The organism is Nocardia sp. NPDC051570 (assembly GCF_044454005.1).
Lineage (GTDB): Bacteria > Actinomycetota > Actinomycetes > Mycobacteriales > Mycobacteriaceae > Nocardia.
The window spans coordinates 39,016-58,270 of sequence record NZ_JBITDI010000006.1; the positions used below are offsets into that span (position 1 = coordinate 39,016).

General features: G+C 67.6%; 17 protein-coding genes. 7 read left to right on the forward strand and 10 right to left on the reverse strand.

Annotated features, from left to right (window positions below; translation table 11 throughout):
* The first annotated feature begins 124 nt into the window (after window positions 1-124).
* On the forward strand, window positions 125-1,345 hold the full coding sequence (locus tag ACIA76_RS16430; RefSeq protein ID WP_397152640.1) for an NAD(P)/FAD-dependent oxidoreductase: 1,221 nt from the start codon (window positions 125-127) through the stop codon (window positions 1,343-1,345).
* On the opposite strand, the gene ACIA76_RS16435 is transcribed toward ACIA76_RS16430, so the two are convergent.
* Entirely contained in the window at window positions 1,331-2,176 is an 846-nt protein-coding gene (locus tag ACIA76_RS16435) for a phosphoribosylaminoimidazolesuccinocarboxamide synthase (RefSeq protein ID WP_397152641.1), read from the reverse strand. The two genes, ACIA76_RS16430 and ACIA76_RS16435, sit on opposite strands and share 15 nt — an antisense overlap.
* A gap of 143 nt (window positions 2,177-2,319) precedes the next feature.
* Here ACIA76_RS16435 and pepN point away from each other — a divergent pair, with 143 nt between their 5' ends.
* The 3 genes from pepN (at window position 2,320) to ACIA76_RS16450 (ending at window position 6,211) form a co-directional block, all read left to right on the forward strand.
* A complete protein-coding gene (gene pepN, locus ACIA76_RS16440; RefSeq protein ID WP_397152642.1) occupies window positions 2,320-4,884 on the forward strand; it encodes an aminopeptidase N in 2,565 nt (854 codons plus the stop codon).
* A gap of 137 nt (window positions 4,885-5,021) precedes the next feature.
* Window positions 5,022-5,624, forward strand: a complete 603-nt coding sequence (locus tag ACIA76_RS16445) for a ClpP family protease (protein ID WP_397152643.1) — start codon at window positions 5,022-5,024, stop codon at window positions 5,622-5,624.
* A complete protein-coding gene (locus ACIA76_RS16450) occupies window positions 5,621-6,211 on the forward strand; it encodes a ClpP family protease (protein WP_397152644.1) in 591 nt (196 codons plus the stop codon). The genes ACIA76_RS16445 and ACIA76_RS16450 overlap by 4 nt, the downstream gene beginning before the upstream one ends.
* Window position 6,212: 1 nt before the next feature.
* Here the strand turns inward: ACIA76_RS16450 and ACIA76_RS16455 are convergent, their stop codons facing one another.
* The 5 genes from ACIA76_RS16455 to ACIA76_RS16475 form a co-directional block, all read right to left on the reverse strand.
* Window positions 6,213-6,578: a helix-turn-helix domain-containing protein gene (locus ACIA76_RS16455; RefSeq protein WP_397152645.1), complete on the reverse strand. Its 366-nt coding sequence runs from the start codon at window positions 6,576-6,578 to the stop codon at window positions 6,213-6,215.
* Window positions 6,579-6,724: 146 nt separating this feature from the next.
* Complete coding sequence (locus ACIA76_RS16460) at window positions 6,725-7,195, reverse strand: DUF5130 domain-containing protein (protein ID WP_397152646.1); 471 nt, start codon at window positions 7,193-7,195, stop codon at window positions 6,725-6,727.
* Window positions 7,182-7,457: a hypothetical protein gene (locus tag ACIA76_RS16465; protein ID WP_397152647.1), complete on the reverse strand. Its 276-nt coding sequence runs from the start codon at window positions 7,455-7,457 to the stop codon at window positions 7,182-7,184. The genes ACIA76_RS16460 and ACIA76_RS16465 overlap by 14 nt, the downstream gene beginning before the upstream one ends.
* Window positions 7,458-7,531: 74 nt before the next feature.
* The gene (locus tag ACIA76_RS16470) at window positions 7,532-9,124 is read right to left on the reverse strand and encodes a glycoside hydrolase family 13 protein (RefSeq protein ID WP_397152648.1); all 1,593 of its coding nucleotides are present in this window, start codon (window positions 9,122-9,124) and stop codon (window positions 7,532-7,534) included.
* 133 nt (window positions 9,125-9,257) lie between these two features.
* Complete coding sequence (locus tag ACIA76_RS16475; RefSeq protein WP_397152649.1) at window positions 9,258-9,662, reverse strand: globin; 405 nt, start codon at window positions 9,660-9,662, stop codon at window positions 9,258-9,260.
* A 543-nt stretch (window positions 9,663-10,205) separates the two neighbouring features.
* Here ACIA76_RS16475 and ACIA76_RS16480 point away from each other — a divergent pair.
* Window positions 10,206-10,898, forward strand: coding sequence for an HNH endonuclease (locus tag ACIA76_RS16480; protein ID WP_397152650.1), 693 nt, complete (start codon window positions 10,206-10,208; stop codon window positions 10,896-10,898).
* A gap of 188 nt (window positions 10,899-11,086) precedes the next feature.
* Here the strand turns inward: ACIA76_RS16480 and ACIA76_RS16485 are convergent, their stop codons facing one another.
* Complete coding sequence (locus ACIA76_RS16485) at window positions 11,087-11,659, reverse strand: helix-turn-helix domain-containing protein (protein ID WP_397152651.1); 573 nt, start codon at window positions 11,657-11,659, stop codon at window positions 11,087-11,089.
* A gap of 114 nt (window positions 11,660-11,773) precedes the next feature.
* On the opposite strand from ACIA76_RS16485, the gene ACIA76_RS16490 reads away from it, so the two are divergent.
* A complete protein-coding gene (locus ACIA76_RS16490) occupies window positions 11,774-12,634 on the forward strand; it encodes an AzlC family ABC transporter permease (protein WP_397152652.1) in 861 nt (286 codons plus the stop codon).
* A 43-nt stretch (window positions 12,635-12,677) separates the two neighbouring features.
* Window positions 12,678-12,992, forward strand: coding sequence for an AzlD domain-containing protein (locus ACIA76_RS16495; RefSeq protein WP_397152653.1), 315 nt, complete (start codon window positions 12,678-12,680; stop codon window positions 12,990-12,992).
* 50 nt (window positions 12,993-13,042) lie between these two features.
* Here ACIA76_RS16495 and ACIA76_RS16500 read toward each other — a convergent pair whose 3' ends face one another.
* The 3 genes from ACIA76_RS16500 to ACIA76_RS16510 all read right to left on the reverse strand — a co-directional run bounded on the left by ACIA76_RS16500 (window position 13,043) and on the right by ACIA76_RS16510 (window position 19,253).
* Window positions 13,043-13,729: a hypothetical protein gene (locus ACIA76_RS16500; protein ID WP_397152654.1), complete on the reverse strand. Its 687-nt coding sequence runs from the start codon at window positions 13,727-13,729 to the stop codon at window positions 13,043-13,045.
* 16 nt (window positions 13,730-13,745) lie between these two features.
* A complete protein-coding gene (locus tag ACIA76_RS16505) occupies window positions 13,746-14,198 on the reverse strand; it encodes an acyl-CoA thioesterase (RefSeq protein ID WP_397153056.1) in 453 nt (150 codons plus the stop codon).
* 156 nt (window positions 14,199-14,354) lie between these two features.
* Complete coding sequence (locus ACIA76_RS16510; RefSeq protein ID WP_397152655.1) at window positions 14,355-19,253, reverse strand: NAD-glutamate dehydrogenase; 4,899 nt, start codon at window positions 19,251-19,253, stop codon at window positions 14,355-14,357.
* Between the last annotated feature and the right edge of the window lie 2 nt (window positions 19,254-19,255).

Sequence of the window (19,255 nt, forward strand, 5' to 3'; positions counted from 1 at the left end):
TGTGGTAGCACTCGCCACCGTCATCTGTGGTCAACGACGAAATCTTGCGGATGTTCCCGAGCGCGCCGGGCACCCGACGTAGGGTCGGAAGGGACCCGGTTGCCGTCGCACGGAGGTTCACATCATGACCACGGATACCCGATTCATCGTCGTCGGCGGCGGGCTCGCCGCGGCCAAGCTGACGCAGGCGTTGCGCGACAACGACTTCGACGGGTCGATCATCCTGATCACCGAGGAGGAGCACCTCCCCTACGAACGACCGCCGCTGTCGAAGGAACATCTGCTCGGTAAGAAGGCGCTGCCCGATTTCACCGTGCACGCCGCGCAGTGGTATCGCGACCATCATGTGGAGGTCCTGCTCGGCACCACCGTATCGGTGATCAACCGTGCCGCGAAAACCGTTGAGCTGCCCGATGGTTCGACGATGCGCTACGACAAGCTGGCGCTGGCGACCGGTTCCCGGCCGCGGCGGATCCCCCTGCCCGGCGCCGACGCCGAGGGCGTGCACGTGCTGCGCACCATCGAGCAGTCCGACGCGCTGATCGCACTGTTCGGCTCGATCCGGCGACTGGCGGTGGTCGGGGCCGGTTGGATCGGACTCGAGGTGACCGCCGCCGCCCGCGCCGCCGGTGTCGAGGTGACGGTGCTGGAGAGCGAACAGGTGCCGCTGCGGGCCGCGCTCGGCACGCGGATGGGCGAGGTGTTCGCCGACCTGCATCGCTCGCACGGTGTGGATCTGCGCTGCGGGGTCAAGGTCTCCGAGATCCTCACCGCCGACGGCCGGGCCACCGGCGTGCGGCTCGAGGACGACACCGAGATCGCGGCCGACGCGGTGCTACTGGCGATCGGCGCCCGCCCGAATGTGGAACCGGCCGCCGACGCCGGACTCGCGGTCGAGGGCGGCGTGCTGGTGGACGAGAGCCTCGCGACCGGCGACCCGGATATCGTGGCCGTCGGCGATATCGCCGAACAGCAGCATCCGGTGCTGGGCCGGCGAATCCGGGTGGAGCACTGGGCGAATGCGCTCAACCAGCCCGCGGTGGCCGCGCAGACCATGCTCGGCAAGCCCGCCACCTACGACCGGCTGCCCTACTTCTTCACCGATCAGTACGACCTGGGCATGGAATACACCGGATACGTCGCACCCGATCAGGACGCCTCGGTCGTCGTGCGCGGCGATCTGGACGCGCGCGAATTCGTGGCGTTCTGGCTGGATTCGGACAACCGGGTGCTGGCGGGCATGAATGTCAACGTCTGGGATGTGACCGATCGGATCAAGGAGCTGATCTCCGCCGGGGAGCCGGTTGATCCGGGGCGATTGGCGGACACCTCACACACGTTGTGACGCCGGCTGGTTCCAGCTCCGTCCGGTGACGAGTTCGTAGGCCTCCCTGTACTTCTGCCGGGTCGCGGCGACCACATCGGCGGGAATCTCCGGGCCCGGCGGCTCCTTGTCCCAGCCGGTGGAGGTGGACCAGTCGCGCACGAACTGCTTGTCGAACGAGTGCTGCGCGCGGCCGGGCTCCCAGTCGTCCGCGGGCCAGTAGCGCGAGGAGTCGCTGGTGAGCACCTCGTCGCCGAGGATGATCTCGCCTGCGTCCCAACCGAATTCGAGCTTGGTGTCGGCGATGATCACGCCGCGCTCGGCCGCGTAGGCCGCGCCGCGCGCGTAGATGTCGAGGGTCGATTCGCGCAGCCGCTCGGCGACCTCGCGGCCCTCCTGCCGGACCACATCGTCGAAGGTGATCGGCTCGTCGTGCCCCACCGACGCCTTGGTGGTCGGGGTGAAGATCGGCTCGGGCAGCTTATCGCCCTCGCGCAGGCCCGGCGGCAGCGCGATGCCCGATACCGAACCGGTCCGCTGATACTCCTTCAGACCCGAGCCGGACAGGTAGCCGCGAGCGATGCATTCGACCTGAATCATCTTCAGCGGCTTCACCCGCAGCGCACGCCCGGCGAATTCGGCGGGCACATCGGTGGTGGACAGCACGTGGTTGGGCACATCGGCGAAGTAGTCGAACCACCAGTTCGACAGCTGGGTGAGCAGCGCACCCTTATCGGGGATCGGCGTCGGCAGCACCACGTCGTAGACCGAGACCCGATCCGATGCCACCAGGATCAGCGAATCACCATCCTCGTACAGGTCACGAACCTTGCCCGCATGGATGTGCTTCAACTGTCCTCCTCGATCCGGCGTCGACGCCTCAGCCTACCGACGGGCCGGTCGCGGGCATTGCGCGGATATGCCCGCGCCCGAACGGTCCGCTACATGGCATTGTGGATTCGTTGCGCCCGTAACCGACCAGCGAAGGAGCTTCCTTGTCCGCACCGAATCTCACCCGAGAGCAGGCCGTCGCCCGGGCCGCGAGCATCCGTGTGGAGAACTACCGCGTCGAACTCGATCTCACCGCGAGCACGGAGACCTTCTTCTCGCGGTCGATCGCCACCTTCACCGCGACCTCGGGTTCGGAGACCTTCGTCGATATCGTCGCGGCCGGGGTGCGTTCGGCGGTACTCAACGGTGTGGCGCTGGATGTGAGCGGCTACGACGAATCCCGCGGGCTGCGCCTGAGCGGTCTGGGCGAGCGCAACGAGCTCGTGGTCGAGGCCGACTGCGTCTACTCGCACACCGGCGAGGGCCTGCACCGGTTCGTCGATCCGACCGACGACAAGGTCTACCTGTACTCGCAGTTCGAGACGGCCGATGCCAAGCGGATGTTCGCCTGCTTCGATCAGCCCGACCTCAAGGCCACCTACGATGTGATCGTCACCGCGCCGCAGGACTGGGCGGTCATCTCCAACGGGGCCTGCATCCAGACCCGGCCGCTGGGCGAGGTCGTCGAGCACACCTTCGCGACCACGCCGCGCATGAGCACCTATCTGGTGGCGCTGATCGCCGGACCCTATGCGAAGTGGACCGACACCTATTCCGATGAGCACGGCGAGATTCCGCTGGGCATCTACTGCCGCGCCTCACTGGGCGAGCATATGGATGCCGAGCGGTTGTTCACCGAGACCAAGCAGGGCTTCGGGTTCTATCACCGCAACTTCGGCGTGCCCTATGCCTTCGGCAAGTACGACCAGCTGTTCGTGCCCGAGTTCAACGCGGGCGCCATGGAGAACGCCGGCGCGGTCACCTTCCTCGAGGATTACGTGTTCCGCTCCAAGGTGACTCGTGCCTCCTACGAGCGTCGGTGCGAGACCGTCCTGCACGAGATGGCGCATATGTGGTTCGGCGATCTGGTGACCATGACGTGGTGGGACGATCTGTGGCTGAACGAGTCGTTCGCGACCTTCGCCTCGGTGCTGTGTCAATCGCAGGCCACCGAATACACCAGCGCCTGGACGACTTTCGCCAATCTCGAGAAGTCGTGGGCCTACCGGCAGGATCAGCTGCCCTCCACCCATCCGATCGCGGCCGATATCCCGGATATGGCGGCGGTGGAGGTGAACTTCGACGGAATCACCTATGCCAAGGGCGCTTCGGTGCTCAAGCAGCTGGTCGCCTATGTCGGGCTGGAGCCGTTCCTGGCGGGCCTGCGCGCCTACTTCGCCGAACACGCCTACGGCAACGCCACCTTCGACGATCTGGTGGGCGCGCTCGAAAAGGCTTCCGGCCGTGACCTTTCCACCTGGGGCGCGCAATGGCTGAAGACGACCGGCCTGAACACCCTGCGCCCGGATTTCGAGGTGGCCGACGGGAAGTTCACCCGCTTCGCGGTGGTGCAGGAGGGCGCCGTGCCCGGCGCGGGTGAGCGCCGCGTGCACCGGCTCGCGATCGGCGTCTACGACGAGCGGGACGGAAAGCTGGTGCGCACCAAGCGCGTCGAGCTCGATCTCGACGCCGCCGAGCGTACCGAGGTGGCCGAGCTGGTCGGTGTCGAACGCGGCAGGCTGGTGCTGATCAACGACGACGATCTCACCTACTGCTCGGTCCGGCTGGATCCCGAATCGCTGGACACCGTGGTGTCGCGCGTCGCCGATATCGCCGAATCGCTGCCGCGCACGCTGTGCTGGTCGGCGGCGTGGGAGATGACCCGCCAGGCCGAGATGCGGGCCCGCGATTTCGTCGCGCTGGTACAGCGGGGCGTGGGCGCCGAATCGGAAATCGGTGTGGTGCAACGACTTCTGCTGCAGGCGCAGACGGCGCTGGCCAGTTACGCCGACCCCGCGTGGGCGGCCGCGACCGGCTGGCCGCGGTTCGCCGACCGGCTGCTGGAACTGGCCCGCGCGGCCGAGCCCGGCTCCGATCAGCAGCTCGCGTTCGTCAACTCGCTCACCGGCGCGAAGCTGTCGCCCGGCCACGTCGACGCGCTGCGCGCACTGCTCGACGCCGATCCGGCGACGGTCGGCCTGCCCGGGCTGGTCGTCGACACCGATCTGCGCTGGCGCATCGTCGCGGCGCTGGCCGTCGCGGGAGCGATCGACGCCGCGGGCATCGAAACCCCCTTCATCGACGCCGAATTGGAGCGCGACCCCACCGCCGCGGGCCATCGCCAGGCCGCCGCGGCCGGTGCGGCCCGCCCGCTCGCCGAGGTGAAGGCCCAGGCCTGGAACGCGGTCATGAACGACGATTCGATCCCCAACATCACCACCCGGGCGATCGTCGGCGCATTCGCACCGGTCGGTCAGGCGCAGTTGCTGGCACCGTATGTGGACCGCTACTTCGCCGAGGTCGGCTCGGTGTGGGAGCGGCGCTCGAGCGAGGTCGCCCAGACCGTGGTCGTCGGTCTCTACCCGCACTGGTCCATCACCGAGGAGGCCGTCGCGAAGGCCGATAAGTTCCTGTCCCAGGACCATCCCCCGGCCCTGCACCGTTTGGTGATCGAGGGCAAGGCGGGAGTCGAACGCTCCTTGCGCGCAAGGGCTTTCGACGCGAAGTAACCCGATTCCGAACGCACCCCGCGGCTTTCGCCCGGGGTGCGTCCGGCCCTCCGGGCGCGGCAGCGTCGCTGCTGTGAGCAGATCTGCTGTGGGCAGCGTGGGCGGATTTCGCGGCGGCCGTCGGGCACGCTCGAGTCATGGCTCAGGACAACAACAATCCGATGTTCGGATGGCGGGCGCGGGAGCAGTTGCTGGCTCGGCGCATTGTGGTGCTCGATGGGGCGCTCGACGACGACAACGGGACTCTGCTGATGACGCAGATCCTCACACTCGCCGCCGAGGATCCGCGGGCGGCGATCTCGCTGTGGATTCACTCGCCGGGCGGGTCGGTTCCGGCGATGCTGGCGATTCGGGACACGATGCGGCTGGTGCCGTGTGAGGTCTCCACGCTGGTGCTCGGAATCGCTTACAGCGCGGGGCAATTCCTGCTCTCATCGGGCACGAGGGGGCGGCGGTTCGCGCTGCCGCACGCGCGGGTGCTCATGCACCAGGGTTCGGCCGGAATCGGCGGCAGCGCGGGTGAGGTCGAGATCCAGGCCCACGATCTGCGCCACACCGTCGAGACGGTGCTCGCCTGCATCGCCGAGGACACCGGCCAGTCGCCCGAGCGGGTCTACGAGGATTCGTTGCACGACCGCTACTTCACCGCGCGGCAGGCGCTCGACTACGGATTCGTCGATCACATCGTCGACTCGTTCGATCAGGTCATTCCACAGAAGCAGAAGGTGGGTATCTCATGACCAGCTACACCATTCCCAATGTGATCGCCCAGCATCCGCGCGGTGAGCGGATCATGGACGTCTACTCGCATCTGCTCGCGGGACGGATCGTCTACCTCGGCACACCGATCGACTCCGGCGTGGCCAACGCCCTCATCGCCCAGCTGCTGCATCTGGACGCCGACAGTCAGGGGCAGGAGATCGACCTGTACATCAACTGCGAGGGCGGTAACGACCTGTCGGCGATGCTCGCGATCTACGACACCATCGGACATCTGCGTTCACCGGTCGCGACCACCTGCGTGGGCCAGGCCATCGGCGTCGGCGGCGTACTGCTCGCCGCCGGAGCCCCGGGCCACCGCGGCGTCCTGCCGCACGCCCGCGTGGTCCTGCATCAACCTGCCGCGCGCGGTCAGGGAACCATCCCCGATCTCATCCTGCAGGCCGACGAATTGGTCCGCATGCGCGCCGAGATCGAGACCATTCTGTCGAAACACACCGGCCAGACCGTGGAGACCCTGCGTCACGACACCGATCGCGACCGCGTCTTCACCGCCCGGTCCGCGATCGACTACGGACTGGTCGACAGGGTCCTGGGACCGCGCTGACTCAGGCGGCCAGGGCCATGAGCGTCGGTGCCGCGGTCCGTCGCGGCACCGCGGGGTGCGGCATCGCGGCGCGACGCCGGCGGCGCAGATCGTCGGCGACCTGTTCGGTCAGGCCGCCGAGCGTCGTGCCCAGCGCCCCGGCCAGCGCGGCGATCATCTCGCTCGACGGCTCCTTGCGGCCGCGCTCGACCTCGGACAGGTATTGGGGCGAAACCCCCGCGCGCCCAGCGGTTTCCGCCAGGGTCTCGCACTGCTCCCGACGCAGCGTGCGCAGGCGGCTACCGAGCACCTCGCGCCAGAGCGGTTCGTAGTCCGGCTCGTCCTCGCGTCCGCCCGGGATGGAATGCAGTCTCGGATGCTCGGCCATGATCCGAGCCTAAGGTCCGCACCCACCGATGCGCCCCCTGATTACGCTCAGAGCGTAGGAAACGCCGCACCCCTTCCGTTGCGCCACACTCGCTGCGAATCCTCGAAGCGGGTGCGTGGGAACGGAAGGGGTGCGGACGTTCGGAACTAGCTGGGCCGCCCGATGGCCGCGGCCATCACCCGCACCGCGGACACCAGTCCGTCGACGAGTTCGCCCTGGCGCAGCGACGCGAGGGCGGCGGTGACGCCGAGCTGGCAGACCCGATCGTTGACCCGATCGGCGACGTCACGTCCGGAGCGGACCTCCACGACGTGTTCGTTCGGGGAGACGGCGATGAGCACCGACCGCGCGGCCTCGGGGGTCGACGGGAACAGCGCGTCGACACCGGCCGCCGCATCCGCGCCCAGATCGCCGATGTAGACGTTGAATCGGACCTTGGTGCCGCGGGTGGCGTCGGTGAGCGTGTTGTCCATCAACAGCCGTTCGCGATCGTTGAACGGCGCCTCCTTGAATACGTCACCGGCCTCGTGCACGCCGGATACGCGACCACTCGTGGTCACGGCCCAGCCGTGCGGAAGGTCGGCCTCGACCACCGCGGGCCACTTAGAACTTGCCACTTGCCCGGCCTCCGATCAGGTCCGCCTGTGCGGATTCGATTGCGGCATGGTCGCCATGCGAGGACTCTGCGTGGTGACCCGAACCGGTCACCTCGTCGGTCGCACTCCACAGCACCGGATCCGCGGTCCACTTGTCGCCGAGGTTGTAGTGGACCGGCTTCTCGCCGGGCAGTGGCTTGCCGAGAAACGACAATCCGGCGATCACCGCGTAGATCACCAGCGGGATGCCGACGAAGATCAGCACTGTCTCGAGAATGCTCACGATCCAACGGTAGACGATGGGCCCGATGGCGCAATCGACCGGTGAGCCCACCGCGATCGCGTGTCGGTTTCTTTTCACACCAACCAGGCCGCGGCGTTCGCCGGCAACTGACGCCCGTCGATCGGCGCACTCGCGAGCAGCACCTCGCCCGGGGGCAGCGGGATCGGCGCATCGCTCCCGTTGAGCGCGCAGATCAGCCCGCCGCCGCGCCGGAAGGCCAGACAGCCCGGCGGGCTGCCGTACCAGTCCAGGCTGGTTCCGTCGAATTCCGGTCGCACCGAACGCAATTCGATCGCCATCCGGTACAGCGACAGCGTCGAGTTCAGCCGTTCCAACTGGGTCTCGACGGTCAGTTCGGCCCATTGCGGCGGAATCGGGAGCCAGGACTGTGGGGCGGTGGTGAATCCGAACGGCGGCCGGAAGCCCTCCCAGGGAATCGGCACCCGGCAGCCGTCGCGGCCGCGTTCGGTATGCCCGGATCGTTCCCACACCGGATCCCGCAGCACCTCTTCCGGCAGATCGTCGACATTGGGCAGGCCCAGTTCGGATCCGTTGTAGATGAACACCGCGCCCGGCAGCGCCAACTCCAGCAGGATCATCGCGCGGGCCCGATCCACCCCGGCCGCGCCGCCGCCGTAGCGGGTGACCTCGCGTTCGATATCGTGATTGGACAGCGTCCAGGTCGCGCTGGCGCCGACCCAGGTCACGGCCTGCATCGAATTATCAATGGCCGCACGGATTTTCGCGGCCTCGAAGGGCGTCTCGGCGAGTTTGAAGTTGAAGGCCAGATGCAGTTCGTCCGGGCGTAGGTACTCACCGAAGCGGACGTTGTCGTTGACCCAGACCTCCCCGATCGACACCACCTCCGGATACTCATCGATCACCGCGCGGATGCGGCGATGGATATCGTGCACGCCCGGATTGTTGAATCGGTAGTCGTCGTCCTCGAGATGGAACATGCCGGTGGGGACGGGATCCATATCCGGCAGGCCGGGCGGTTTGGCCATACCGTGGGCGACGTCGATGCGGAAACCGTCGATGCCCCGGTCGAGCCAGAACCGCAGGGTCTTCTCGAAATCCGCGATCACCTCCGGGTTTTCCCAGTTCAGATCCGGTTGTTCGGGGGCGAAGATATGCATGTACCACTGGCCGGGGCGGCCGTCGGATTCGGTGACGCGCGTCCAGGCCGGGCCGCCGAAGATGCTGGGCCAGTTGTTGGGCGGCAGTTCACCGTCGGGTCCGGTGCCGTCGCGGAACAGGTAGCGCGACCGCTCGGGACTGCCCGGCCCGGCCGCGAGCGCCGCCACGAACCAGGGATGGCGTTCGCTGGTGTGATTGGGCACCAGGTCCATGGTGACCCGGATGCGCCGGTCGTGTGCCTCGGCGATCAGGTCGTCGAGCACGGCGAGATCGCCGAAGAGCGGATCGATATCGCGGGGATCGCTGACGTCGTAGCCGCCGTCGGCCATCGGCGAGCGCATCACCGGACAGATCCACAGGGCGTCGATACCGAGCAGCTCGAGATATCCGAGCCGGTCGCGCAGGCCCCCCAGGTCACCCACACCGTCGCCGGTGGAGTCGGCGAAGGAGCGGGGATAGACCTGATAGAACACCGCCGACCGCCACCACGGGTCGACGGGAGAGTCCCCGGCTGTTGAAGGTGTCACAAAAGCTAATAGTGCCAAAGATTTCCGCTAAAAGCCCCCCGGGCGGGTGACTCGAGCGATATGGAGCAAATGCTCAGCAGTCTCGGCACTTCACAGGAAATCTGTGGACCGCACCCAGATTTGCACAATCCCGTCAGAAGGGCGCGTTCACGAGCGAATTCGCCGCCATCTCCAGGTAGTCGACCAGTGCGCGGCGATGCTCGTCGTCGAGCACCTCCGGTTCGAGCTCGGCGACCGCGATCCGCATACAGCGCAGCCAGGCGTCGCGCTCGATCGGACCGATGCGGAAGGGCATGTGCCGCATCCGCAGTCGCGGATGCCCACGCTCGTCGGAGTACGTCCGCGGCCCACCCCAGTACTGCTCGAGAAACATCCGCAGCCGCCGCTCGGCCGGCCCGAGATCCTCCTCGGGATACAGCGGCCGCAACACATCATCACCGGCCACCTCCCGATAGAAGGCCGCCACCAGCCGCCGAAACGTCTCGGCCCCACCAACCGCCTCATAGAAGGATGTAGCAGTCTGCTCGCCCGAACTCATCAACCCTCTTATCCGTCGCCCGATCCCCCGCCCCCTCATTCTGCCTGTCCTCCCGATCCCGGCCTTCGGCCGGGAACAAGAAGGGGGCCCGGAAACAAGAGGAGAGGCTCCGCCGGGGAACAAGAGTGGACCCGCTCGGGGAACGAGAGGGCCCGGCCAGGGGACGGAGGACTCCAGACCCTACTTCCCGTCTGTGCCCACGGGCCACGTTTGTTCACGCCCGTCCGCACCCACGGGGCCGCGTTTGTTCCCCGCCTGTCCGCCCAGCGGGCGGGCGGGGATCTCTCGGCAACAAGTTGGCACGCAATCGGGATCGGATCGTGCTCGGCGTAGGGGCCGGTTCGCCCGCATCCTGAGATCACCAGTTGGCGACGTGGAATCAGGCACCGAGTACATACCGGTCCCGGGTTTCACCCCCCGTTCACGAACAGCACAGACGGAATGTGTCAAATCAGCTGGCAAAGGTGGCGGTTCCATGGTCAACTGGGTGGCAGTGTCTGCCCAGATACCACACGAACCGGACAATACGAATTCGGGGTTCCCATGAATCAGCGGCACGGCGCCCGGTCACACGAGGCGAGAACTCACCGACAACTCCAGCCCGCCGACGTCCACAATCGTGGGTCGGGGGCTACTCCGCTGCATGTCGTATCCGAGAAACATGGTTATCCCGGTGCTCACCAGCACCGATCCAACGAATCCCCCCCGACCGTCGCGCCGTGGGTCAAGCGCCGGGTGTTGCTTCTGAATGCCACCTTCGAGCCGCTGACCGCCCTGTCCGCGCGCCGCGCCGTCGTCCTGCTCATCTGCGATAAAGCAGATGCCGTACATCACAATCCCGAGGGTCCGGTGGTGCACTCCGCCGGTGAGTCCGTCGCCCTGCCCTCGGTGATCCGCCTGCGCAACTTCGTCCGCGTGCCCTATCGCGCGCGGGTGCCGATGACCCGCGCGGCACTCATGCATCGCGACCGATATCGCTGCGGCTACTGCGGCGGCAAGGCCGAGACCATCGATCACGTTATTCCGCGCAGCCGCGGCGGCGACCACGCGTGGGAGAACTGCGTGGCCTCCTGTGCGCCGTGTAACCATCGCAAGGCCGATAAGTTGCTCAGCGAGCTCGGCTGGACCCTGCGCCAACCGCTGGTCTCGCCCAAGGGACCGCATTGGCGACTGCTGTCGACCACCGCCGATCTGGATCCGGTGTGGTTGCAGTATCTCGGCGAGGGCGCCGCGTAGCCCGGCTGCCGACGCACCGAGTACCCGGTGCGGGACTGCGCGATCCTCGCCGCTCGATCGCGCCGTGAGTTCCTCGTCGATCGCGCGCGTCGCACTCACGGCAGTCCACCTGTTGCCGACCTGATGGCTCGCGATCCAGTGAGTTCCACTGCCCGCGGAAACCGTTGTCGCCCAGTCGAACCGGGCGCTCAGCCGTATTCGCTGGCCTGAATACCCCACGTACCCGATTCGAGCGCGGAGAAGATGTGCGGCTGGTCGCCCGGATAGCGGATGTAGTCGCCGGGATGGAGTTCGACCGGGGCTTCGTCCGGGCCCACGAGGGCGCGGCCCGCGGCGAGGATCACGTGCTCGATCTCGCCGTGCAGATGCGGTTCGGATTGGCGGGGGTGCCCGGGTTCGGCCGATACCAGGTAGATGTCGCGGCGCGCGCTGGGCGGGCAGGCCGCCAGTAGCGTCGCGTGATAGTTGGCATGCGCCGAGGCCAGTACCGGCCCCTCCCCCGCGCGGATCACCTGCACTTGCGGACGCGGCGGATCCAGCAGCCGGGAGAAGGGAATCCCCAGCGCCACGCACAGCGCCCACAGGGTTTCGATGCTCGGATTTCCGGTACCCGATTCCAGTTGCGAGAGTGTGGATTTCGCCACACCCGCGCGGCGGGCGACCTCGGTCAGCGACATCCCCGAACGCGCGCGCTCGCGACGCAGCGCGGCGGCGATGGCCTCCTGCGGTGGCGCGGATCGCGCGCCGTCGTGCTCGGTCATAGTGGGTTCAGACAGTACCTCGGTGCGGCGGACCCCTCGTTGACGAACCCCGCCCCAGTGTTCAATATAGTAGCCGTGCGTTCGATATGGCGAACACTGCATCGCAGTGACCTGATGGCAATCGCGGCCGCCTGCCTGGCGGTCGGGGTCACCGGCGTCTCGTACGGTGCGACCACGGTGACCGCGGGACTTCCGGCCTGGCTTCCGATTCTGCTCAGCGTATCGGTGCTCGCGGGCGGCGCGGAGTTCCTGTTCGTCGGCATCGTAGCGGCCGGTGGCAGCCTGGTGGCCGCCGTACTGGTCGGCCTGCTGGTCAATCTCCGCCATCTGCCCTACGGCCTGGCGCTGCCCGAGGTGGTCGGCACCGGCTGGCGGCGCCTGATCGGCACGCATGTGATGAACGACGAGGCGGTCGCACTCGCCCTCGCCGAACCCGACCGCGACCGCCGCCACGCCCGATTCTGGGTCTGCGGACTCGGGGTGCTGCTGGCATGGCCCCTCGGCGCGCTGCTCGGCGTGGCGATCGGCTCCGCGGTGCCCGACCCGTCCCGCTTCGGCCTGGACGCCGTCTTCCCGGCGCTACTGCTGGCCCTGGCAGTACCCGCCCTGCGCGACAAGAGAACTCGGCGAGCCGTGCTGCTGGGTTCCGCGATCGCCGCCATCACGACCCCATTCCTGGCCGGGGGCCTCCCGGTCCTGCTGGCCCTCCCGGCGGCGCTACTGGCCTTCGACCGCAGGAAGGCCGACGCCACCGATCAGGACGAGGCCACGGCATCCCCCAGCGCCGACGCGCCGGATCGCGGGCGAGCGCCGAGCCGGGAAGGCGAAGCGGGACAGGGGAACGGGGACGCGACGGACCGATCGGACCGAAACGCTCCGGCCGAACAGAACGTGGGCTCGGCCGATGCGGAGGGCCGGGAACTCGTTCGGTCGGCCGGTGCGAAGGCACGGCGGTTTGATGATGGGCACGAATAATGGTGGCGAGTAACGGATTTCGAGTGATGCGAGGCGGGCGAGCGTGAGTACCGGTCTGATTGTCGGGGCGATCGCGCTCGCGGTGGGGACCTATGCGATTCGGTTCGCGGGGCCGCTGCTGCGGCGGCGGATCAATGTCCCGCCGCATATCACCGAACTCCTGGAGACCGGATCAGTGGTGCTGTTGACGGCCCTGGCCGTGACCGAGCTGATCCCGTCGGGCCATAAGGCCGGATTCGCGCTCCCCGCAGGCGTTCTGGTGGCCCTGGTGCTGGCCTGGCGTCGGGTACCGCTGATCGTCGTGGCCCTGACCGCGGCCGCGACCACCGCCCTGCTCCGCCTGATCGGCATCGCCTGACCCACGACGGCAAGCCCGGCTTTCGCGGCTCGCGTCTGCCGCCGAGCCGATCAGACGGGCAGGAGCGGAAGGCCCGGCCCCCTGCGGCGGGCCACCGAACCGTAGCGGGCATCGAGGCGTAACCAGGTGCGGGTGGCCCGCACTCGGACGATCTCGGTGGGGGCGATGCGGCGGGAATCGGCCTTATCGCCGGAATGGGGTATGAAATCCATGGCGGTCAGGGCGAATACGACGCGCATCGGCACCTCGACCTGTTCGTTGCCGCCGGTCACGGTGAGGACGGTCTGGTCCAGCAGCGACGCGGGCGGGCCGTGGCTGCTGCCGTGCTCGGCCGCCAATTCCACACCCCGCTCGGCCAATTCGACCAGCGCGCGGGCGGGCACATCGTCCACATGCGCGAATCCGGTGAGAGGCGGGAGTGCGCCGCGCCACGCCGAATCCATCGAGTAGCCGAGATCGATCGGCCCGGCCGCACCGGATCCGGTCAGGCCCGCCAGGATCGTCTCGCCGCCGACGGTGACATCGTCGACGGCCAGCTCCGCGACCACCGTCCGGACGGCCAACGCCTCGAAACCGGTTGCCGCCCAGGCGGACACATAGTTGACACCGCGCCGCCGCAGCCGGATCACCGCGGCCGGATCCAGGCGGATCGCGCGCGCGAGGAAGGTCGCGAGGTTCTCCCGCTCAGCGGGGTCACGAACCCGCAGCACCCGCTGATCGCTGTACTCGATGGTCATCTCGTCGAAGGCGGGATCAGGCGGCCTTCCACTGACCGAGGTATTCGCGTTCGGTCGCGGTCAGGCGGCGCAGCCGCTGGGTCTCGATATCGAAGGCGGCCAGCTGTGTGCTGGCGATGATGGCGGGGGCGGTATCGGGAGAGACGCCGTTGGCGCGCACCTCGTATCCGATGGTGAAGTCGACCGCGCGCAGCTGCTCGATCCACATCGCGACATCCAGCGGTGTGTCCTCGTGCCGCAGCTGACCGCGATAGCGCACATGCAGATCGACCATCACACACCCCGCGCGCAGGCCCGAGGTCGGGCGATCGTCGAACAGCCACGGAATCCGGGCCTCTTCCAGCAGTGTGACCATGCGCGCATGGTTGATGTGCTGGAACGCGTCCATATCGGACCAGCGCACCTCGACCTTGGTATGAAAACGCTTGGGCAGCACGACGGCACCGTGCGCCGATCCGTTTCCGGCCAGCGAATCACCACTCGTCAACGCATTCCTCCGATCGGTCGGGCCGCTCCCAGTATGCAGCCTCACCGCCGCGCCGGCCCGCTCAGGGCCATCGCAATCACGGCATTTCGGACCGGCCGCCGAACCTGTCGCCAGATTCGGCGGCCGCCGTCGCGCTGATTACCTCGGGACCTCCGACTGGGCTCCGACGCCGCTGACCATGCTGCGGACCTGCCGGGCCGCCACCGAGAGGGTCGCCAGATCGTGGGTGCCGGATTCGAACAGTTCCGACAGGGCGGCGCGGGCGCGGCCCAAGCGGGACTGGTTCTTCGACTCCCAGTAGGCGATCTTCTCCTCCGCGGTCTCCTCCGGATCACCGGCCGAGAGCACGTCCAGGGTGAGCGAGCGCAGCGAACTGTACATATCGTCGCGCAGCGCCAACCTGGCCAGGGCGTGCCACCGATCACCGCGTTCGAGATGACTGACCGCCTGCAGCAGCCAGTCGATCTTGAGGTGCTCGTTGAGCGCGTAGTACAGCGCGCCCACCTCGTCACCGCCGCGTTCGGTGATATCGGCGATATCGATCACATCCAGCAGCGGGAACAGGTTGAGCAGCCCGAACACCTCGGACGCCAGATCCTGCGGCGCGCCCTGGCCGATCAACTTCGTCGACTGCACCTCGAGGGTGTCGATATGGTGGCCGCGCAGCCAGCCCGGCACCTTCGGCGCGAGTTCGCGAACCCCCACGGCATAGCGATGGATCTCCGCGCCGACCGCGATCGGCTGCGGCCGGTTGCTCAACAACCATCGCGAGGCGCGATCGAGGGTGCGCTTGGTCTCCAGCTCCAGCTCGTCCTTCACCGCGGTCGTGGTGGCCGCGGCCCGGATGCGGTCCCAGATCGAATGCAGGTCGAAGATCTGACTGGCCGCGGCGAAGGCGCGCATGGAATCTCCGGCGGTGGCGCCGATCTCCTCCGACAGGCGGAACGCGTAGGTGATGCCACCGAGGTCGACCATCTCGTTGACCATCATGGTGGTGACGATCTCGCGGCGCAGCCGGTGCTTCTTGATGGCCGCGCCGAAGCGCTCCCGCAGCGGGGTCGGGAAGTACTCGGACAACCGGGTCGAGAAGTACGCGCTATCGGGCAGATCGCCCTCGAGCAGATCGGCCTTCAGCGACAGCTTCACATGCGCGAGCAGATTCGCCAGCTCCGGTGAGGTGAGTCCGCCCTCGCCGTCGAGCCGCTGCTTCATATCGACATCCGACGGCAGCGCCTCCAGGGCGCGATCGAGGCCGCGCCGCTGTTCCAGATCCTCGATCACGCGCATGTGCACGTTCAGCATCCGCGGCGCCTCGGTCCGCGACACGCCCATGAGGAAGTTCTGGGACACGTTGTCGCGCAACACCATATCGGCGACCTCATCGGTCATCGACGCCAGCAGCGGATTGCGGTCCGGTGCGGACAGGTCCCCGCTCGAGACCACGCCGTCCAGCAGGACCTTGATGTTGACCTCGTGATCGGAGCAGTCCACGCCCGCCGAGTTGTCCAGCGCGTCGGTGTTGCACTTACCGCCGAAGCGGCAGAACTCGATCCGGCCCAGCGCGGTCACGCCCAGATTGCCGCCCTCGCCGATCACCTTGACCCGCAAATCGTTCGCGTTCACCCGCACGACGTCGTTGGACTTGTCCCCGACCTCGGCATGCGATTCGCTCGACGCCTTGATATAGGTGCCGATGCCGCCGTTCCACAGCAACTGCACCGGCGCCAACAGGATCGCCCGGATCAGCTCCGGCGGCGACAGCACCGTCACGTCCCCGGCCAGACCCAGCGCCGTGCGTGCCCGCGCGCTGATCGGAATCGCCTTCACCGTGCGGTCCCACACCCCGCCGCCCTCGCTGATCAGCGAGGTGTCGTAATCGGCCCACGACGACCGCGGCAGCGCGAACATCCGCTCCCGCTCCGCGAACGACCGCGCCGCATCGGGATTCGGGTCCAGGAAGATATGCCGGTGGTCGAATGCGGCCACCAACCGGATGTGCTCGGAGAGCAGCATCCCGTTGCCGAACACGTCGCCGGACATGTCACCGACGCCGACCACCGTGAAATCCTGGGTCTGGGTATCGATGTCCATCTCGGCGAAATGCCGCTTCACGCTCTCCCACGCACCCTTGGCCGTGATGCCCATCGCCTTGTGGTCGTAACCGGCCGAACCGCCGGAGGCGAACGCGTCACCGAGCCAGAAGCCATAGGACTGCGCGACCTCGTTGGCGATATCGGAGAACGTCGCGGTCCCCTTGTCGGCGGCCACCACCAGATAGGTGTCGTCACCGTCGCGGCGCATCACCCGCGCGGGCGGAATCACCTTCCCCGTCCCATGATCGACGTTATCGGTCACATCCAGCAGGCCCGAGATGAACGTCCGATAGCACGCCACCCCCTCGGCCTGCAGCGCCTGCCGATCCGTGACCGGATCACCGGTCCCGGCCGGCGGATGCTTCACCACGAATCCGCCCTTCGCGCCCACCGGCACGATCACGGCATTCTTCACCGCCTGCGCCTTCACCAGGCCCAGGATCTCGGTACGGAAATCCTCCAACCGGTCCGACCAGCGCAACCCGCCGCGCGCCACCGGACCGAACCGCAGATGCACGCCCTCCACCCGCGGCGAGTACACGAAGATCTCGAACTGCGGTCGCGGTTTGGGCAATTCGGTGATCTCGCGCGGCTCCACCTTGATCGACAGATACGGCCGCGGCAGCCCGCGGTCGTCGACCCGGTAGTAGTTCGTGCGCAGCGTCGCCCGTACCAGGCCGAGAATCGCCCGCAGGATCCGATCCGCGTCGAGGCTGACCACCTCGTTGATCCGCTCGCGCACCGCGATCTCGAGCTCGCCCGCCCGCTCCGGCGAGGCCGCATCGGGATCGAACAGGGCCGCGAACAGCTCCACGAACAGTCGCGCGATATCCGGCGAGGCCAGCAGGACCCGGGCGATATTCGCCTGGCTGTAGGGGAAATCGGCCTGCTGCAGATACTTCGAGTAGGCGCGCAGGATCGATACCGAGCGCCAGTGCAGCCCCGCCCGCAGCACCAGTTCGTTGAGCCGGTCGGCCTCGGCGCGCCCGTACCACAGCGCGTCGAACGCCGCGGTGAAGCGGTCTCGCAGGCCGCGCTCCTGGGCGTCGAGCACGTCCAGCCGGGCGGCGCTCTCCACCAACTCGGCATCCATATTGCGGTCCAGCGACTTCCGCAACAGATCCGGTCGCGCCTGCAGGCCGAAGTCGTAGATCCAGGCCTCCCGGCCGTCCTCGAACTCCAGCTGATAGGGCCGCTCGTCGACGACCTCCACGCCGAGGCTCTGCAGCAGCGGCAGCACCTGACTCAGCGAGATCCCGGCGCCGATGTAGAGCGTGAACCGCCACGACCCGGGCTCGGAGGCGGCCCGCCGATACAGGTGCTGGTCGATCCGCCCGTCGGGGAGCCGTTCCAGGCGGATGATATCGGCCAGCGCCCGGCTGGGCTCGAAATCCTCCTTGTAGGCATCCGGGAGCGCGGCCGAATACCGTTGCACCACGGTGGGATCCAGGATCGCCGAGGTCGCCGTCTCGTCGCGCAGGTGATCGTCCCAGGTGCGGCTCGCCTCGGCGAGCAAGGCCTGGACGCGCAGCCGGTTGCCCTCGGAGGTGTCCACCCGCGTGCCCGGTTCGGGCAGGCGGACGGTGAAATACACGCTGGCGAGCTCGCTTTCGGACACCCGGGCCGAATAGTCGATCGAGACCCCACCCAGTTCGCGCACCAGGATGTCCTGCATCTCGAGCCGCACGCGGGTGGTGTAGCGGTCACGCGGCAGGTAGACCATGCACGCCACGAAGCGGCCGTAGGAGTCCGAGCGCAGGAACAGCCGGACCTGCCGCCGCATACCGACATGGAGTACCGCGCTGGCCGTGCGCCGCATGGTCTCGATATCGGAGGAGAACAGCTCGGTCCGCGGGAACGACTGGATCACCTCGAGCATGGCCTGCCCGGAGAACGAATCCAGATCGAAGCCGCTCTGCTCGATCACCGATCGCACCCGGCGCTCGATGACCGGGATGTCGAGCACGTTCTCGTGCATGGCCGCCACGGTGAACACCCCGATGAACAGGTGCTCCCCGGTGATCGCGCCGGCGTCGTCGAATTCGGCGACGCCGATGAAGTACGGGTACACCGAGCGATGCACGGTGGCGGGCACCAGGCCCTGGGTGAGCATCAGCAGCGGCCGCTTACCACCGTTGCCCGGGACCAGGAAGTCGGTGCCCACATCGGGACGCAGCACGCCGAGGCAACTGTCCGGTACGACAACCGATTTCGTCTCCCCCGCGACGGCGGAGCGCTGATAGCGCGCATAGCCGAGCACGGTGAAGTGACCATCGGCCATCCAGCGCAGCAGGTTCGCGCAGTCGACGAGATCGGTACCGCTGAACGGCGTCGTATCCTCCTTCGCCGCCGCCTCGAGCTCGTCGGCCAGGCGATCCTGCACCGCACGCATATCCTCGGTGTCACCGATGACCTGTCGCACGTCGGTGAGCACATCGGGGATACCGGCCTCGATCCGCGCCAGCACCTCCGGGCTGGTGGACGGATGCAGCTGCACGTGCATCCACGATTCGCGCAGGCCGATGATGCCGTTGCCGTCGACCTCATGGGGTGCGGCGGATTCCAGCCGGCCCGCGCTGTCGCGGACCACCTCGAAGATCGGGTGGATGATCTCACTGACGCTGACGCCCATGCGGCTCAGCGAGGAGGTCACCGACTCCACCAGCAGCGGCATATCGTCGGTGACCATCTGCACCGCGGCACCCAGGCCGGAGCCGTCGTCGGGGTGATACACCCGCACCCGGGCCGCACCCGGCGGACGCTGCATACCCAGTTCGATGTGTCTGCGCACCACCTGAAGCGAACTTCCGGTGATCCCACAGTCGACGTCGCCGGCGTCCACGTGGCGGAAGTATGCCTCTTCGAGGGTGGCGAGCTCACCGCGCAACTGCTCCGGCAAGCCCGCGACCCACGCCGCGCTGGACAATTCGGACGAGACCGTCATTT

Excerpts from the sequence above, each read along its gene's own strand:
- ACIA76_RS16430 (WP_397152640.1), top strand. The coding sequence starts at position 125 with ATGACCACGGATACCCGATTCATCGTCGTCGGCGGCGGGCTCGCCGCG.
- ACIA76_RS16445 (WP_397152643.1), top strand. The coding sequence starts at position 5,022 with ATGGCTCAGGACAACAACAATCCGATGTTCGGATGGCGGGCGCGGGAG.
- ACIA76_RS16450 (WP_397152644.1), top strand. The coding sequence starts at position 5,621 with ATGACCAGCTACACCATTCCCAATGTGATCGCCCAGCATCCGCGCGGT.
- ACIA76_RS16455 (WP_397152645.1), bottom strand. The coding sequence starts at position 6,578 with ATGGCCGAGCATCCGAGACTGCATTCCATCCCGGGCGGACGCGAGGAC.
- ACIA76_RS16475 (WP_397152649.1), bottom strand. The coding sequence starts at position 9,662 with ATGAGTTCGGGCGAGCAGACTGCTACATCCTTCTATGAGGCGGTTGGT.
- ACIA76_RS16480 (WP_397152650.1), top strand. The coding sequence starts at position 10,206 with ATGAATCAGCGGCACGGCGCCCGGTCACACGAGGCGAGAACTCACCGA.
- ACIA76_RS16485 (WP_397152651.1), bottom strand. The coding sequence starts at position 11,659 with ATGACCGAGCACGACGGCGCGCGATCCGCGCCACCGCAGGAGGCCATC.
- ACIA76_RS16490 (WP_397152652.1), top strand. The coding sequence starts at position 11,774 with ATGGCAATCGCGGCCGCCTGCCTGGCGGTCGGGGTCACCGGCGTCTCG.
- ACIA76_RS16500 (WP_397152654.1), bottom strand. The coding sequence starts at position 13,729 with ATGACCATCGAGTACAGCGATCAGCGGGTGCTGCGGGTTCGTGACCCC.
- ACIA76_RS16510 (WP_397152655.1), bottom strand. The coding sequence starts at position 19,253 with ATGACGGTCTCGTCCGAATTGTCCAGCGCGGCGTGGGTCGCGGGCTTG.